This window comes from Pimelobacter sp. 30-1 (assembly GCF_018831735.1).
In the GTDB taxonomy this organism is placed as follows: domain Bacteria; phylum Actinomycetota; class Actinomycetes; order Propionibacteriales; family Nocardioidaceae; genus Nocardioides.
Genome location: NZ_NHTS01000001.1, coordinates 240,885 through 256,907 on the forward strand (window position 1 = coordinate 240,885; position 16,023 = coordinate 256,907).

The window sequence follows — 16,023 nt, forward strand, 5'->3', positions numbered from 1 at the left end:
ATGACGTTCGGAGTGCGGATCCTTCCGCTCGGGACCGGTGAGGTCCCCGGACCGGAGGTCTACTGGATGTCCGACTGGGACCAGTGGTACGAGCTGGCCTTCCAGGCCTTCCTCATCGAGGGGGACGGCGTCCGGGCGCTCGTGGGCACCGGGCCGGCGCAGGACCTGACCGCCATGAACGAGGGCTGGGCGTCCTTCCTCGGCGAGCGCGCGGCCTTCCGCCGCGAGCCCGGGCAGTGGCTGCCGGCCCAGCTCGACGCGCTCGGCGTACCGCTCGACAGCATCACGCACGTGCTCCTCACGCCGCTCCAGCTCTACACGACCGCCAACGTGCTGGCGTTCGACAACGCGCAGATCTGCATCACCCGCCGCGGCTGGACGCACTTCCACACCAGCCACCGGCACCCGCACGACGACCGGGACACCTCCCTCACGCCCGACGTCGTCGCGCACCTCACCGGCCCCGCCTGGGACCGGGTGCGGCTGCTCGAGGACGAGGACGAGATCGCCCCCGGCCTGCGCACCTGGTGGACCGGCTCGCACCACCGGGCGTCCATGGCGGTCGAGGTCGACACCGCCGCCGGCGTGGTCACCATGACCGACGCCTACTTCACCGAGCGCAACCTCCGCGAGGACCACCCCATCGGCATCTGCGAGAACATCTACGAGGCGCTCGCCGCCCACGACCGGGTACGCCGTACGGCCGACGTCGCGCTGACCCTCTACGACGCCGGGCAGCTCGCCCGCTTCCCCGACCACGTCGTCGCCCCGGTGCCGCGATGAGCGCCCCGGTCAAGTCCGCCGACCGGGTGCTGCTCATCTTCGAGCTGCTCACCGAGCACCCCGACGGGCTCACCCTCGTCGAGGTGCAGCAGAAGATGGGGCTGCCCAAGAGCAGCACCCACGGGCTGCTGCACACGATGGTGATGCGCGGCTTCCTCGACCTCGACCAGACGACCAAGCGGTTCCGGATCGGTATCCGGCTCTGGCAGGCGGGGCGCAGCTACCTCAGCGCCGCGTCGATCGAGAACCTCGCCCTGCCCTACATGGCCGCGGTCCGCGACGAGCTCAACGAGACCGTGCAGCTCGCGGTGCTCGACGGTGCCGACAACGTCTACGTCGCCAAGGTCGACCCCGACCACCAGCTGCGGCTGGCCTCGCACGTCGGCGCCCGGCTGCCGGCGTACGCGACGGGGATAGGGAAGGCCCTGCTGAGCACGCTCGACGACGACGAGGTGCTGAGCCGCGTCGGCGAGGAGCCGTTCATCCGCTACACGAGCACCACGCTGCCCGGGCCCGAGGCGCTCCTCGCCGAGATCCAGGACATCCGTGCGCAGGGCTATGCCGAGGACCACGCCGAGTACACGCCCGGTGTCTTCTGCGTCGCCGTCCCCCTGGCGCGCACCGCCGAGCACCAGCCGGCGATCAGCGTCTCGATCCCGGACGTCCGCAAGACCGACGAGCTGATCGTCCAGGCGATCCGCTCGCTCCAGGACGCCGCCGCGGCGATCGCCGCGCGGATCGCCTGACCCCTCCCACCCACCACCAGCACGACAAGGAGCAGTTCCCCCATGGAGTTCTTCAGGTACGGCGCGCCCGGTACCGAGCAGCCGGCGGTCCGCGACGACGCCGGGACGACGTACGACCTGCGCGGCCTGACCGCCGACATCGACGGCGCCTTCCTCGCCGCCGACGGCATCGCCCGGACCCGTGCGGCGCTCGCCGCCGGTGAGCTCCCCGCGCTCGCACTGGCCGACGACGTGCGCATCGGCGCCCCGATCGCCCGCCCCCAGGCGGTCAGCTGCATCGGCATGAACTACGCCGCCCACGCTGCCGAGTCCGGCGCCGAGCCGCCCGCCGTCCCGGTGCTCTTCTACAAGCACCCCGGCACCGTCATCGGCCCCGAGGACGACGTGCTGCTGCCCGTTGGCTCGACCCGCAGCGACTGGGAGGTGGAGCTCGGTGTCGTCATCAAGGACACCCCGCGGCACCTCGCCGACGACGCCGACCCGCTGGCGTACGTCGCCGGGTACGTCATCGCCAACGACCTCTCCGAGCGCGCCAGCCAGCTCGAGCACTCCGGCGGCCAGTGGTCCAAGGGCAAGTCGGCCGAGACGTTCTGCCCCGTCGGCCCGGTGCTGCGTCCCGCCGACGAGATCGACCCCCAGGCGCTGCGCCTGCGCTCGTGGGTCAACGACGAGCCGCGCCAGGACTCCTCGACTGCCGACATGGTCTTCACCGTCGCCGAGATCATCCGGCACCTGAGCCGTCACGTGTACCTCGCGCCGGGCGACCTCGTGCTGACCGGCACCCCCGAGGGCGTCGCGCTGTCGGGCCGCTTCCCCTACCTCGCCGAGGGCGACGTGATGGACCTGGAGATCGAGGGCCTGGGCCACCAGCGCCAGCGGGTCCGCCAGGCCACCGCCACCTCCTAGGACCGGGCGCGTCGTGACGCCGCGGCGCACGCTCGCCGTGGCCGGCCGGGAGGTCCTCCGGGTCGGCCTCGGCGGCGCCCGCTGGTCGATCACCGACCCGGCGGACGACGGCCCGGCCGAGCGTCTGCTCGCCCAGGCGATCGAGGCTGGCGTGACCTACGTCGACACCGCCCGGGCCTACACCACCCGCGGGGTGGAGGGGCACAACGAGCGGCTGGTGCGCCGGGTGCTCGATCGGCTCGGTGCCGGCGCCGGCGCTCGGGACGAGGTGCTCGTCGCGACCAAGGGCGGACACTTCCGCGACGGCGACCGCTACCTGGTCGACGCCTCCCCGGCCGCGCTGCGGGCGGACTGCCGGCGCAGCCTCGGCCTGCTGGGCCGGGAGCGGATCGACCTCTACTACCTGCACTTCCCCGACCCGCGGGTGCCGCTGACCGACAGCGCCGGCGCCCTCGCGGACCTGCGCCGCGAGGGTCTCGTCGGTGCGGTCGGGCTGTGCAACGTGACGGCGGACCAGCTGCGCGAGGCGCTGGACGTCGTCCCCGTGGCGGCGGTGCAGAACCCCTTCTCGGCCGCCGCTCCGCCCGCGCCCGAGCTGGTCGCGCTCACCGCGGCCCACGGGATCGCGCTGCTCGCGGCCTCGCCGCTCGGCGGCGTGCGGCCACCGGGCGCGGTGGAGCGGCTCAGCCCGGCGGCCGGGCGGGCGGCGCGGGCGCACGGCGTACCGGTGCCGACGGTGCTGCTCGCCTGGCTGCTCGGCCTCGGCGACCACGTCGGCGTCGTCACGGGCGCCCGGCGTCCGGCCACGCTCGCCGCCTCGGTCCTCGCGGCCGACCTCCCCCTCACCCGCGCGGAGCACCGCGCGATCACCGACGACCTCCAGGAGCACCCATGATCAGCACCACGATGGGCCACGGCGACCTCACCATCGCCCGGTTGCTGGAGCACGGCGCCCGCTGGCACGCCGACCGCGAGGTGGTCGTCGCCGGCGGCGCGGGTGAACCCGACATCACCCTCACCTTCGCGGAGGTCGCCGCCGGTGCCGCCCGGCTCGCCCACGCCCTCGCCGGGCTCGGCGTCACCCCCGGGACCGCGGTCGGCACGCTGCTCTGGAACGACCGCGCCCACCTGGAGGCGTACCTCGCCGTCCCCGCCATGGGTGCGGTCCTGCACACCGCCAACCCGCGGCTCTCCGCGGCCCAGCTGCGCCACACCCTGGCCGCCGCGCACGACCGGGTGCTGCTGGTCGCCGCGGACCTCGTCGACCAGGTCCGGCCGCTGCTGGCCGACCTGCCGGAGGTCGAGCACGTCGTGGTCGTCGGCGGTCCCGACGACGCGTACGACGCCCTCGTGTCCGGCCGCCCCGCGACCTACCCCTGGCCCGAGGTCGCGGAGGACACGGCGGCCAGCATCTGCTTCACCACGGGCACGACCGGCGACCCCAAGGGAGTCGTCTACAGCCACCGCTCGATCCTGCTGCAGTGCCTGTCGGCTGCCTCGACCAACGCCCTGCGGCTGGGGAGCGAGGACCGGCTGCTGGTCGTCGTACCGATGTTCCACGCGACGGCCTGGTGCTACCCGTACGCCGCCTGGTGGTTCGGCGCCGACCTCGTCCTGCCCGGCCGGGTGCCGCCGCCCGAGGAGATGGTCGCGCTGCTGCGCCGCCAGCGGGTGACCTTCGCCAACGGCGTCCCCGCGGTGTGGTCCGAGGTGGCCCGTGCACTCGACGTCGACCCCGAGCCGCTGCCGCACCTGCGCCAGGTCGTCATCGGCGGCGCCGCTGTCTCGGCCGCGCTGCTCGACGCCTTCGACCGGCACGGGATCACCGTGCTCCAGGGCTGGGGCATGACCGAGACCTCGCCCCTCGTCACCGTCGGCCGCCCCCTCCCCGGCACGACCCCCGCGGAGGAGCGCTCCGCCCGCCTCAGCCAGGGCCGCCTCCTCGCCGGTGTCGACCTCCGCCTCGTCGACCCGGACACCGGCACCGAGCTGCCCTGCGACGGCACCACCGTCGGCGAGATCGAGGTCCGCGGCCCGTGGGTCACCGCGTCGTACCTGGACGGCGCGGGCGCCGACCGCTTCCACGACGGCTGGCTGCGCACCGGCGACGTCGGCACCGTCGACCCCCGCGGCTACCTCCGCCTCACCGACCGGGCCAAGGACGTGATCAAGTCCGGCGGCGAGTGGATCTCGTCGGTCGAGCTCGAGAACCTCATCAGCGGCCTCCCCGGCGTCGCGGAGGCCGCCGTGATCGGCGTACCGGACGAGCGCTGGGACGAGCGCCCCCTCGCCGTCGTCACCGGCGCCGGCGCCGGCCTGGACCTCGACCTGCCGGCCCTGCGCGCCGCCGTCGCCGAGCAGGTGCCGCGCTGGTGGGTCCCCGAGCGCTGGGCCGTGGTCGACGTACTGCCGCACACGAGCGTGGGCAAGCTCGACAAGGTCGCCCTCCGCCGCGCCCACGCCGCCGGCGAGCTCGCCGTCCGGACGCCCTGAGATTCGCGGGACGCCGGTGGGCAGATCCGGGCACAATGCCGCCATGCTGCGGTTGCTGCCCCCGGTCCTGGTCCTCATCCTCTGGCTCTTCTGCGTCGTGGACGTGATCACCTCGCGCGAGGACGGCATCCGCCACCTCGCCAAGACCTGGTGGCTCCTCATCGTGCTCTTCTTCCCCCTCGCCGGCTCCATCGCCTGGCTCGTCGCCGGCCGCCCCGTCGCCGAGCGCCCGATGACCCGCCTGGAGGGCGCGGCGCCGGGGTTCCCGGAGTACGAGCGGCGGGGGCGGTTCGCGTCGGAGGACCCGGCCAAGGACGAGGAGTTCCTGCGCAAGGTGCGCGAGCGGGCCGAGGAGCAGCGCAAGCGGCACGAGCAGCAGCGGCGGCAGGAGGAGTCGGGGGAGCCGGGCGGCGCCGGCTAGCCCCGGCCCGGACGCGCGTACGGATTTCGCGGCGATCTCGTCGCCATCTGCCTCGAGCCGTTGACCCGGCCCGCCAGCCGGCGGACATTGTGATGGTGGACCGATCCGCCCGACCTGCTGCCCTCGCCCTGGTCCGTACCTACCTCGCCACCGCCGTGGCGGCCGCGGCCCTGCTGGTCGCCGGGACGGCGCCCGCGCAGGCGTACACGACCTACACTCCGAGGGGCGGGCCGGTCACGTTCGTCGGTACCAGCATCAGCTTCACCGACATCGATGCCGCCCAGACCTTCACCTGCCCCACATTCAACATGTCCGGTTCAGTGATCAACTCCGGGACCAGCCGGTCCTACGGCGCCGACGCGGTCACTCTCGGAACACTGACGTCCGGCGGCTGCAGCAACCCGCTCAGCGGTCCGAGCACACTGAACCCGAGCGGCACCTGGACGTTCGCGATCACGGGGGACGCGACCGGTGGGGCGTGGCCGGCCCGGCTCAAGAACGTCCGGCTCCGGATGCAGGCCGCGACCTGCGTCTTCTGGATCACCGGCGTCGTCAACGGCCAGTTCAACCAGAGCAGCGGCGGGTTCACGCCCAACACCGGGCCCTCGGGGCTCAAGGTCGCGGGCGGGCCGGACGCTCCGACAGGATCGATGTGCCTGACCTTGGACATCGTCGCGGACGACAACATCGGGGTCGGCGGGTACTGGCAGGTCTCGGGGCTCACGATCACCAACCCCTGACGACGGAGACCTGTGATGCACACCCCCTGGACCCACCTGTCCCGGTCCGCCGCGGCCGCCCTGACCACGTTCATCGTCAGCGTCCTGCTCCTTCTCGCCACCACAACGTCCGCCCACGCCGGCCCGACGTACACCCCCTGGGGCGGTCCGAGCACGAAGTTCGTCGGTACCGGCATCGGCTTCGAGGACATCGAGGTGGCCCAGAGCGTCGACTGCTCGACCTTCGACCTGTCCGGTCCGGTGATCAACCCCGGGGTGCAGCGCAGCATCCTGGCGGACTTCGTCACGCTGAGCGCGGTGGCGTCCAGCGGGTGCGCCAACCCGGTCCTCGGCGCGTGCGTCGTCTCCCAGGTCGGTACGTGGTACCTCGCGTTCGACGGCAATGCGGCCGGGGGGACCTGGCCGGTGAAGGTCCGCGGCATGAAGGTGTCGGTCAGTTGCGCCCAGTGCGCCTTCACGGCCGAGGGAACGCTGAAGGCGACGTTCACGCCGGGGACGGCGCGGCTCACGCCGGTGGTGGGCACGTCGGGGTCGGGCCTGGTCATCTCGAGCGGTGCGGGTGCGCCGACGGGCCTCGGCTGCGTCCTGCTCGACCTGGTCGCGGGGGACCGGATCGCGGTCAAGGGCCACTGGACGAACGTCCCGCCGAGCGGCTCCGTGGCGCTGACGATCACCGAGCCCTGAGCGTCCGGATCCGTCCCGCCGCAGGCCGTCGGCTCGCGGGGTGATGGGATCACCCCGTGGGAGGTGTCCTCGAAGGCTTCGCGACGATCGCGATCGTGATCGCCCTCGGCGCCCTCCTCGCCGACCGCGGCATCGTCGATGCCCACGGCCAGCGCAGCCTGTCGCTCGCCTCGTTCTACCTCGCCAGCCCGGCGCTGCTGGTCACCGTCCTGGCCGACTCCGATCCCTCCCGCGTGCTGTCCGGTCCGCTGGTCGCGACGGCGGCGGGCGTGATCGTCAGCGCGGGGTTGATGGTGGTCGTCGCGCGGGCCCGCCGCCTCGACTCCGGTACGACGGTCGTGGCGAGCCTGTGCTCGGCGTACGTCAACGCGGGCAACCTCGGCCTGCCGATCGCGGCCTACGCGCTGGGGGACGCCGCGCTGGTCGTGCCGGCGCTGCTGATGCAGCTGCTGGTGCTCCAGCCGCTGGCGCTCACGGTGCTCGACGTGGTCACCAGTCCCGAGCGGCCGAGCATCGCCAAGATCCTGTCTCGACCGGTCACCAACCCGCTGACGATCGCGTCGTTCGCCGGGCTCCTGCTGGCGACCACGGACACCTCGCTGCCGCCCCCGGTGCAGGCGCCGCTCGAGCTGGTGGGTGGGATGGCGGTGCCCGCCATGCTCATCGCGTACGGCGTCGCGCTCCGCCTCGGCCCCCTGCCGGGGCGCGGGGTGACGCCGCGGGTACTGGCGACGGTGACGACGCTCAAGATGGTGGTCCAGCCCGTGGCGGCGTACGTCGTGGGGCGGTTCGTGGTGGGTCTGGACGGGCACGACCTGTTCGCGGTGACGCTGCTGTCGGCGCTGCCGACGGCGCAGAACGTGTTCGTCGTGGCGATGCGCTACGACCGGGCGATCCTGCTCGCGCGGGACGCCATCTTCGTCTCGACGCTGGCCTCGGCGCCGGTCGCGATCGGGATCGCCGCGCTGCTGGCATGAGGACCCTCCCGAGCGTGAGCGGTGCGATGCCGTAGGTTCTGGCCGTGGGTGTCGTCGGCAACATCGATCGCGGGCAACGGAAGAATTCCGTTGTCGGCTTTCCGCTTGCCGTCATCTACAAGTTCTTCGACGACCAGGGCAACTACCTGGCCGCGATCCTGACGTTCTACGCGTTCCTCTCGATCTTCCCGCTGCTGCTGCTCGCTACGTCGATCCTCGGCTTCTTCCTCGACGGCAACCCACGCCTCCAGGAGCAGGTCCTCGACTCGGCGCTCGGCCAGTTCCCGATCATCGGTGACGCGCTCGGCCGGCCCAACGGGATCAAGGGGTCGACCGGCGGCATCATCGTCGGCTCCCTGACCGCGCTGTACGGCGCGCTCGGGCTCGGCCTCGCGCTCCAGAACGTCCAGTCGGCCGCCTGGGCGGTGCCGCGCAACAGCCGCCCGCACCCGGTGATGACCCGGGTCAACAGCCTCTTCCTCCTGGTCGTCGCGGGCACCTTCATCTTCGCGATCTCGGTCGGCTCAGCGGTGCTCACCGAGACCAACCTGGTCGGTGCGCTCTCCCGGCACACCTGGTTCCACTGGCTGGTACGGCTCCTCACCGTGGCGATCCTCGGGTCCGTGATGACCGTGCTGCTCCGCATGGCGGCGGCCCGGGCCATCCGGGATCGCGGCATCCGAGCCGCACCGGGCGGGTTCACGGTCGCCGTGATGTGGCAGTTCCTGCAGTGGATCGGTACGGCCTACGTCACCAACGTCGTCGCCAGCGCCGACCGCAACAGCATGGCTGGGATCTTCGGCGTCGTCCTCGGCCTGATGGGCTTGCTCTACATCGGCGCGGTGATGGGTGTCCTCGGTATCGAGGTCAATGTCGTCCTCGCCCGCAAGCTGTGGCCGCGCGCCCTGCTGACGCCGTTCACCGACTCCGTCGACCTCACCGAGGCCGACCGCCGTGCGTACGCGATGTACGCCCAGATGCAGCGGCACAAGGGCTTCGAGACGGTCGCGGTGCGCTTCGACGGGCGCGACGGCGACTCCCACGAGATCGTGCTCGACCCGCGCACCGAGAAGGTGCACAAGCAACACATCCCCGGCCGGCCCCCGCGCCCGGAGGCTGCCGAGGAGCCCACCCAGCCGTTCCGGTTGCCCCCGCCGCCCTCGATCTGAGCCGGCAGCACGGTCATGGCGCAGAACTCCTTCACCCGCGGACTCGACGTCCTCATCGCGATCGCCCGCAACGGTCAGGTGACCGTCGCGGAGGTCGCCGAGGAGCTGGGGCTGGCGACGAGCACGGCGTACCGGTACGTCCGCTCGTTACGCGACTACGGACTGATCGAGGAGTCCCAGGGGGTCTACGTGCCCGGGTGGCGGCTGATGGAGATCTCCGGCGAGCACCTGACCCACACCCGGCTGGCGGAGATCTGCGGTGAGTACCTGCGCACGCTGACCTACCAGACCGGTGAGACCGCCGTGCTCGCCGTACGCGCGGGCTCCCACGCGATCTGCCTGCGCCAGTCGGTCTCGACCGCGCCCGACCACTACGCCTTCCGGATCAACGAGCTGCTCCCGCTCTACGCCGGCGCCGGCCAGCGCCTGCTCCTCGCCTACGCGCCCCGGCCGATCGTCGAGGTCGCGCTCGCCAACCTCGTCGCCTACTCCGAGGCGACCGTCCGGGCGGCCGACCTGCCCGCCGTCCTCGCCCAGGTACGACGCGACCAGTTCGCCGTCTCCCGCGGCGAGTTCAAGGAGGGCGCGATCGCGGTCGCGGTCCCCGTCTTCAGCAACGGCGAGGTGGCCGCGTCGCTGACCCTCGCCGGGCCCTCGGACCGCTGCGACAACCCCGACTGGGTACGCCGGGCGACCCGCCTCCTGCGCTCGGCCGCGGCGGACATGTCCGCCGAGCTCGAGAAGTAGTCCGAGCTTTAACAGGGCCGAAACCGCCGTTTCCCACGCCATGGGAACGGCGATTGTTGCCGACCTCCCCGGGGCCGGATCCTCCTGTGATCCACGACACCTCAAGGAGCGCACGCATCATGACGCGACCCCGCCACCTCACCCTCTCGGCCGCCGCCCTCGCCCTGGCCCTGCCGGCGCTGCTCTCCGCCTGCGGCGGCAGCAGCGAAGCGAACGACGACCCGTCCTTCGACAAGTCCGCCCCGCTCCACAGCGCGCTCCCGAAGGACCTGCAGGACAAGAAGTCGATCACCATCGCGAGCAACGTCGAGTACCCGCCGTTCGAGTTCTACGACACCGACAACAAGACCGTCCTCGGCATCGACCGGGAGATCGCGGACGGCCTGGAGAAGCAGCTCGGCATCGACATCGAGTTCGAGAACATCGCCTTCGACGCGATCATCCCCGGCCTCGTCTCGGGTCGCTACGAGATGGCGATGTCGGCGATGACCGACAACAAGGAGCGCCAGAAGGAGGTCGACTTCGTCGACTACTTCGCCGCCGGTGCGGGCGTGCTCGCCCACGAGGACGACGCCGAGAAGTACGCGACCCTCGAGGCCATGTGCGGCACCACGGTCGGCATCGTCAAGGGCACCACCGAGGTCGCCCAGGCCGAGGAGCAGTCGAAGAAGTGCGAGGCCGCGGGCGACGACAAGATCGAGTCGATCGTCTTCCCGGGCCAGAACCAGGTCATCCTCGCGCTGCAGAACGACCGCGTCGACGCCGTCCTCATGGACAGCGCCCCCGGCGCGTACGCCGCGTCGCAGACCGAGGGTCTCGTGATGAGCAAGCCGTACGAGTCGCAGCCGTTCGGCATCGTGTTCGCCAAGGGCAGCACCGAGCTCCAGCAGGCCGTGCAGAAGGCGCTCGAGGCGCTGCTGAAGGACGGCGACTACCTCAAGGCGCTCGAGAAGTACGGCCTGGAGAGCGGTGCCGTCGACGCCTTCCCGGTCAACGGCGGCACCCAGTGACGGCGTCCCCCGTGACCGACACGCCCGCTCGTCCCGCGTTCGCGCGGGACGCGCGGGTCGTCGTCCCCACGCGGCACCCGGGGCGCTGGGCGATGGCCGCGGTGATCCTGGTCCTGCTGGCCGGTGCGATCACCCAGGTCGTCGGCAACGAGCGGTTCCAGTGGGACGTCGTGGGCGACTACCTGTTCGCCGAGCCGATCCTCCAGGGTGTCGGGCGCACCCTGATGCTGACCGTGGCCGCGATGACGATCGGTGTCGTGCTCGGCGTCGTCGTCGCGGTGCTGCGCCTGTCGCCCAACCCGATCCTGTCGTCGGCGGCGTGGGCCTACTCCTGGTTCTTCCGCGGTACTCCGCTGCTGGTGCAGCTGCTCTTCTGGTACTTCCTCGGCGCCCTCTACCCGACCATCGGCGCCGGCAGCTTCTCGTGGAGCGCCAACGACCTCATCTCGCCGCTCACCGCGGCGCTCCTGGGCCTCGGGCTCAACGAGGCGGCGTACATGAGCGAGATCGTGCGCGGCGGCATCCTGTCGGTGCCGCCGGGCCAGGCCGAGGCGGCGAGCGCGGTCGGCATGCGGCGCTCGCAGGTGATGCGGCGGGTCGTGCTGCCGCAGGCGATGCGGGTGATCATCCCGCCGACCGGCAACGAGACCATCGGCATGCTCAAGCACACCGCGCTCGTCCTCGTCATCGGCTACAGCGAGCTGATGACGTCGGCCTCGCTCATCTACTCGCGGACCTACCAGACGATCCCGCTGCTCATCGTGGCCGCGCTCTGGTACCTCGCGATCTCGGCGGTGCTCTCCGTCGGGCAGTTCTTCATCGAGCGGCACTTCGGGCGCGGCTTCTCCCACCACCGGGTGAGCCGCAAGGGGAGCCGCATGGCACGCAAGGGGGAGGCGGTCGCATGAGCGCCCAGGCAGAGGTCGCGGACGAGCCGATGTTCCAGGCGTGGGACGTGCACAAGTCGTTCGGCCACGTCGAGGTGCTCAAGGGCATCGACATGTCGGTCGAGCGGGGCGAGGTGGTCTGCCTGCTCGGGCCCTCAGGCTCGGGCAAGAGCACCTTCCTGCGGTGCATCAACCACCTGGAGAAGTTCGACCGGGGCGAGATGTGGGTGGGCGGCCAGCGGGTCGGCTACCGGCCGCACGGCGACAAGCTCAAGGAGCTCAACGAGCGCGAGGTCGCCGCCCGCCGCTCCGGCATCGGCATGGTGTTCCAGGGGTTCAACCTCTTCGGCCACCGGACCGCGCTGGAGAACGTGATGGAGGGCCCGATGGTCGTCCGTCGCGAGAAGCGCTCGGTCGCCGAGCAGCGCGCCCGCGACCTGCTTGGCCGGGTCGGCCTGGCCGACCGCGTCGACAACTACCCCTCGCAGCTCTCCGGCGGCCAGCAGCAGCGGGTCGCGATCGCCCGCGCGCTGGCGATGCAGCCCGACCTGATGCTCTTCGACGAGCCGACCTCGGCGCTCGACCCCGAGCTCGTCGGCGACGTGCTGGCGGTGATGCGCCAGCTCGCCGAGGACGGGATGACGATGATCGTGGTGACCCACGAGCTCGGCTTCGCCCGCGAGGTCGCCGACCGCGTCTACTTCATGGACGGCGGCGTGGTCGTCGAGTCCGGACCGCCGTCCGAGGTCCTGGAGCGCCCGCGCGAGGCGCGCACCCAGGCGTTCCTCTCGAAGGTGCTCGCGTGACGGTCACGACCGGACCGGTGCCCCGGCCCGAGCTGGCCGGCCTGGCGGCGTACTCGTCGGTCGCACCCGGACCGGTCCCGGTCCGGGTGCGGGCGTCCTCCAACGAGGCGCCCGGTGGCCTGGCCGGACCGGTCCGGGCCGCCGCACTGGCCGCCGTCGGCGGCTCGTCGCGCTACCCGCTGATCGGCGGCTCCGACCTCGCCACCGCCCTGGCCGGCTCCCTCGGCGTCGCGGCGGCGGAGGTCGCCGTCGGCGACGGCGCGCTGCCGCTGCTCGACCGGCTCCTGATGGCCTACCTACGGCCGGGCGACGAGGTCGTCATGGCCTGGCGCTCCTACGAGGCCTACCCCCTCAGCGTCCAGGTCGCCGGCGGCCGCTCGGTGTGCGTCCCGCTGACCCCGGACGGCGCGCACGACCTGCCCGCGATGGCGGCCGCCGTCGGCCCCGCGACCCGGATCGTGCTCGTCTGCAACCCCAACAACCCGACCGGGACCGTGGTGCCGTGGGACGCGCTGGTGTCCTTCGTCGACGCCCTCCCGCCGGACGTCCTCGTCGTCCTCGACGAGGCCTACACCGAGTACGACGAGCGCCCGCGCCCCGAGACCGCCGTCCTGCCCGCGCTGGTCGCCCGCGGCAATGTCGTCGTGCTGCGCACCTTCTCCAAGGCGCACGGACTGGCCGGCCTCCGCGCCGGCTACCTCGTCGCCGCGCCCGCCGTCGCGAGCGCCGTGCGCTCGGTCCTGCCGCCCTTCCCGGTCTCCACGGTCGCCGTCGCGGCCGCCTTGGCCTCGCTCGCCCACCCCGAGGTCCTCGAGGAGCGGATCCTCGACACGCGGGTCGAGCGGGAGCGGGTGCGCGCGCTGCTGGCGGCGCGGGGGACGACCGTCCCGGCGTCGTACGCGAACTTCGTGTGGCTGCCGCTGGGTGACCGGGCGGCGCCGTTCGCCGAGCTCTGCCGCGAGCACGGGCTGCTGGTGCGGCCGTTCGCGGGCGAGGGCGTCCGGATCACCGTGGGCGAGCCGGACCTGCGGGCCGTGCTCGCCGAGGTGCTCGCCGCCTGGTCCTGAGGACCTCAGGCGAGCACCTTGCCCGGGTTCATCAGCCCCAGCGGGTCGAACGCCGCCTTGACCGCGCGCTGGAGCGCCATCGCGTCGGGGCCGACCTGGCGCTCCAGCCAGTCCCGCTTGAGGACACCGACACCGTGCTCGCCGGTGATGGTCCCGCCGAGCTCGAGGGCGGCCGCGAACACCTCGTCGGCCGCCGCGGCCACGGGCGCGGGGATCCCCGCCTCGCCGTGGTCGAAGACGAACGTGGGGTGCAGGTTGCCGTCGCCGGCGTGGGCGACGGTGAGCACCGTGACGCCGTGGCGGGCCGCGGCGGCCTCGACCCGGCGGATCATCTCGGGCAGCCGCGAGACCGGGACGCCGACGTCCTCGACCAGGCACTGGCCCAGGCGCTCGGCGGCGGGATAGGCGAGGCGGCGGATGGCGAGCAGCTCGTCGGCCTCGGCCGGGTCGGTCGAGACGGCGGGCTCGTCGACCGCGCCCGCGCCGGTGCAGAGCTCGGCGACGAGCTCGGCGTCCGCGGGGATCCGGCCGTCGACCTGCACGACGAGCATCGCCTCGATCCCGGACAGGCCCATCCGCTTCCAGGTGTCGATCGAGCGCAGCGTCGTCCCGTCGAGGAGCTCCATGAGCAGCACCTCGGGGCCCGTCGCCACGATCCGGGCGACGGCCGCTCCAGCGGCGTCGAGGGCGTCGAAGGCGGCGACGATCGTCGTCGGCGGTACGACGGGCCGCCGGTGCAGGCGCACCGTGGCGGCGGTGATGACGGCGAGCGTCCCCTCGGAGCCGACCAGCAGGCCGGTGAGGTCGTACCCGGCGACGTTCTTGGTGGTCGCCGCGCCGGTCTCGACGATGCGGCCGTCGGGCAGGACGACCTCGAGGCCGAGCACCGACTGGCGGGTGACGCCGTACTTCACGCAGCGCAGGCCACCGGCGTTGGTGGCGACATTGCCGCCGATCGTGGAGATCTCGAAGCTCGACGGGTCGGGCGCGTACATCAGCCCGTGCTCGGCGGCGGCGCGGTCGAGGTGCGCGTTGACGACGCCGGCCTCGACCACGGCGGTGCGGTCGAGGGGGTCGAGCGCGCGGATGGTCGTCATCGCCTCGGTCGACAGCACGAGGCAGCCGTCGACGGCGCTGGCGCCGCCGGCCAGGCTGGTCCCGGCGCCCCGCGGTACGACGGGCACCCGGTGCTCCGACGCCAGGCGCAGGGCCGCCGACACGTCGGCGGTCGTCCGCGGCAGCACGGCGGCCGCGGGCATCCCGCCCGGGACGACCGTCGCCATGTCCTGCCGGTACGACGTCAGCAGGTCGCCGTCCGTGATGACCCGGCAGCGTCCCCCGAGCTCGTCGGTCAGGGCGGTGACGAAGGCTGAGGAGCTCACCAGGGTGGTCATGCGGGCACGATACGCACGGGCAGCGAGCTGAGCCCGCGCAGCGTGTTGTGCAGGAACGGGACGGGCTCGCCGGCCGGCTCGATCGAGCGCACCCGCCGCGCGAGCTCGCCGAAGAGGACCTCCATCTCCAGCCGCGAGACGGGCTGCCCGACGCACTGGTGGATGCCCATGCCGAAGGTCAGGTGACCGCCGGCCTCGCGCTCGATGCGGTACTGGTCGGCGTCCGGCCCGAAGCGGTCGACGTCGCGGTTGGCGGCGCCGGGGAAGACGATGAGCTTGCTGTCCTCGGGCAGCGTGACGCCGCCGATCTCGACGTCGCGCGCGGTGGTCCGGAAGAACGACTGGAAGGGCGAGTCGAAGCGCAGCGCCTCGTCGATGGCGAACTTGGTCAGCCGCGGGGTGGCGTGCACGAGGTCCCACTGGTCGGGGTTCGCGACCAGGCAGCCGAGGGTGTTGCCGATGGCGATCACGGTCGTGTCGAGCCCCGCGGAGAGCAGCGCCCGCACCAGGACGGCAGCCTCCTCGGGCTCGATCGCGCCGGCGTCGGCGTGCGCCCAGATCTTGGCGCCGAGGCCGTCGGGGGAGAGGTTCTCGCGGGCGCAGTTCTGCATCGTCCACTCGATGGTGTGCTCCCCGGCCTTCATGTACTGCTCGTAGCGCGCGTCCTCGGGCCCGAACTGGGCGAAGTTCATCGCGCCGTGGGCGAGCAGGTTCTCGGCGCGGCCCTCGCGCGGGATGCCGACCGCGTCGCCGAAGACCCGGATCGGGAACAGCTCGGCGAGGTCGGTGATCGCGTCGAACTCGCGCAGGTCGAGCAGCTGGTCCACCAGCGGCGTCGCGAACTCCTGGAAGCCCGCGCGCAGCGGCCGCATGTTGCGGGGGCTGATCACGTCGGCCATGGCGGCCCGCAGCGGCGTGTGCATCGGCGGGTCGGAGTCGAGGATGCCGGGCTTCCGCCACGGCGGCTGGTGGTGGTAGTTGCGCGGGCCCACGCCCGCGCCGGAGATGAACGTCTCGTGGTCGACGAGGATCTCGCGGACCTCGGCGAACCGGGTGAACGCGGCGACGTCGTACTTGTCGAGCCAGACGGCCGGGCCGGCCTCGCGCATCCGCTGGAAGAGCGGGTACGGGTCGGTGAGGTTCGCGTCGTCGTACGGGTCGTCGGCAAGGTGCATGGCGGGACGCTAGGAGCG

General features: G+C 72.6%; 17 protein-coding genes. 15 read left to right on the forward strand and 2 right to left on the reverse strand.

Translation table 11 applies throughout. The annotated features are described in order from the left end of the window. The 15 genes from CCO04_RS01150 (at window position 1) to CCO04_RS01220 (ending at window position 13,436) form a co-directional block, all read left to right on the forward strand. Entirely contained in the window at window positions 1–783 is a 783-nt protein-coding gene (locus tag CCO04_RS01150; RefSeq protein ID WP_215812261.1) for a hypothetical protein, read from the forward strand. Then, a complete protein-coding gene (locus tag CCO04_RS01155) occupies window positions 780–1,529 on the forward strand; it encodes an IclR family transcriptional regulator (protein ID WP_215812262.1) in 750 nt (249 codons plus the stop codon). Before CCO04_RS01150 ends, CCO04_RS01155 begins: the two co-directional genes overlap by 4 nt. A gap of 42 nt (window positions 1,530–1,571) precedes the next feature. Continuing rightward, complete coding sequence (locus CCO04_RS01160) at window positions 1,572–2,435, forward strand: fumarylacetoacetate hydrolase family protein (protein WP_215812263.1); 864 nt, start codon at window positions 1,572–1,574, stop codon at window positions 2,433–2,435. Between the two features lie 13 nt (window positions 2,436–2,448). Beyond that, window positions 2,449–3,330, forward strand: a complete 882-nt coding sequence (locus CCO04_RS01165; RefSeq protein ID WP_215812264.1) for an aldo/keto reductase — start codon at window positions 2,449–2,451, stop codon at window positions 3,328–3,330. Then, window positions 3,327–4,928, forward strand: a complete 1,602-nt coding sequence (locus CCO04_RS01170) for a long-chain-fatty-acid--CoA ligase (RefSeq protein WP_252372587.1) — start codon at window positions 3,327–3,329, stop codon at window positions 4,926–4,928. Before CCO04_RS01165 ends, CCO04_RS01170 begins: the two co-directional genes overlap by 4 nt. A gap of 43 nt (window positions 4,929–4,971) precedes the next feature. Further along, on the forward strand, window positions 4,972–5,349 hold the full coding sequence (locus CCO04_RS01175) for a PLD nuclease N-terminal domain-containing protein (RefSeq protein WP_215812265.1): 378 nt from the start codon (window positions 4,972–4,974) through the stop codon (window positions 5,347–5,349). 95 nt (window positions 5,350–5,444) lie between these two features. Next, window positions 5,445–6,089 carry a hypothetical protein gene (locus tag CCO04_RS01180; RefSeq protein WP_215812266.1) on the forward strand — a complete coding sequence of 215 codons (645 nt, stop codon included), beginning with the start codon at window positions 5,445–5,447 and terminating at the stop codon, window positions 6,087–6,089. A 15-nt stretch (window positions 6,090–6,104) separates the two neighbouring features. Continuing rightward, window positions 6,105–6,773: a hypothetical protein gene (locus CCO04_RS01185; RefSeq protein ID WP_215812267.1), complete on the forward strand. Its 669-nt coding sequence runs from the start codon at window positions 6,105–6,107 to the stop codon at window positions 6,771–6,773. Window positions 6,774–6,829: 56 nt separating this feature from the next. Next, window positions 6,830–7,750: an AEC family transporter gene (locus tag CCO04_RS29580; RefSeq protein ID WP_215812268.1), complete on the forward strand. Its 921-nt coding sequence runs from the start codon at window positions 6,830–6,832 to the stop codon at window positions 7,748–7,750. 44 nt (window positions 7,751–7,794) lie between these two features. Then, window positions 7,795–8,919, forward strand: a complete 1,125-nt coding sequence (locus tag CCO04_RS01195; protein ID WP_215812269.1) for a YihY/virulence factor BrkB family protein — start codon at window positions 7,795–7,797, stop codon at window positions 8,917–8,919. A 15-nt stretch (window positions 8,920–8,934) separates the two neighbouring features. Continuing rightward, the gene (locus CCO04_RS01200; protein ID WP_215812270.1) at window positions 8,935–9,666 is read left to right on the forward strand and encodes an IclR family transcriptional regulator; all 732 of its coding nucleotides are present in this window, start codon (window positions 8,935–8,937) and stop codon (window positions 9,664–9,666) included. Between the two features lie 119 nt (window positions 9,667–9,785). Beyond that, window positions 9,786–10,676 carry an ABC transporter substrate-binding protein gene (locus tag CCO04_RS01205; protein ID WP_215812271.1) on the forward strand — a complete coding sequence of 297 codons (891 nt, stop codon included), beginning with the start codon at window positions 9,786–9,788 and terminating at the stop codon, window positions 10,674–10,676. Between the two features lie 11 nt (window positions 10,677–10,687). After that, window positions 10,688–11,584 carry an amino acid ABC transporter permease gene (locus tag CCO04_RS01210; RefSeq protein WP_257752913.1) on the forward strand — a complete coding sequence of 299 codons (897 nt, stop codon included), beginning with the start codon at window positions 10,688–10,690 and terminating at the stop codon, window positions 11,582–11,584. Continuing rightward, entirely contained in the window at window positions 11,581–12,369 is a 789-nt protein-coding gene (locus CCO04_RS01215) for an amino acid ABC transporter ATP-binding protein (protein ID WP_305799855.1), read from the forward strand. The genes CCO04_RS01210 and CCO04_RS01215 overlap by 4 nt, the downstream gene beginning before the upstream one ends. Next, the gene (locus tag CCO04_RS01220) at window positions 12,366–13,436 is read left to right on the forward strand and encodes a histidinol-phosphate transaminase (protein ID WP_215812272.1); all 1,071 of its coding nucleotides are present in this window, start codon (window positions 12,366–12,368) and stop codon (window positions 13,434–13,436) included. Before CCO04_RS01215 ends, CCO04_RS01220 begins: the two co-directional genes overlap by 4 nt. A gap of 5 nt (window positions 13,437–13,441) precedes the next feature. On the opposite strand, the gene CCO04_RS01225 is transcribed toward CCO04_RS01220, so the two are convergent. Together CCO04_RS01225 and CCO04_RS01230 are read right to left on the reverse strand one after the other, a co-directional pair. Then, window positions 13,442–14,830, reverse strand: a complete 1,389-nt coding sequence (locus CCO04_RS01225) for an FAD-binding oxidoreductase (RefSeq protein WP_215812273.1) — start codon at window positions 14,828–14,830, stop codon at window positions 13,442–13,444. Beyond that, window positions 14,827–16,005 (reverse strand): cytochrome P450, encoded by a 1,179-nt coding sequence (locus CCO04_RS01230; protein ID WP_215812274.1) that lies wholly within the window; start codon window positions 16,003–16,005, stop codon window positions 14,827–14,829. Before CCO04_RS01230 ends, CCO04_RS01225 begins: the two co-directional genes overlap by 4 nt. Between the last annotated feature and the right edge of the window lie 18 nt (window positions 16,006–16,023).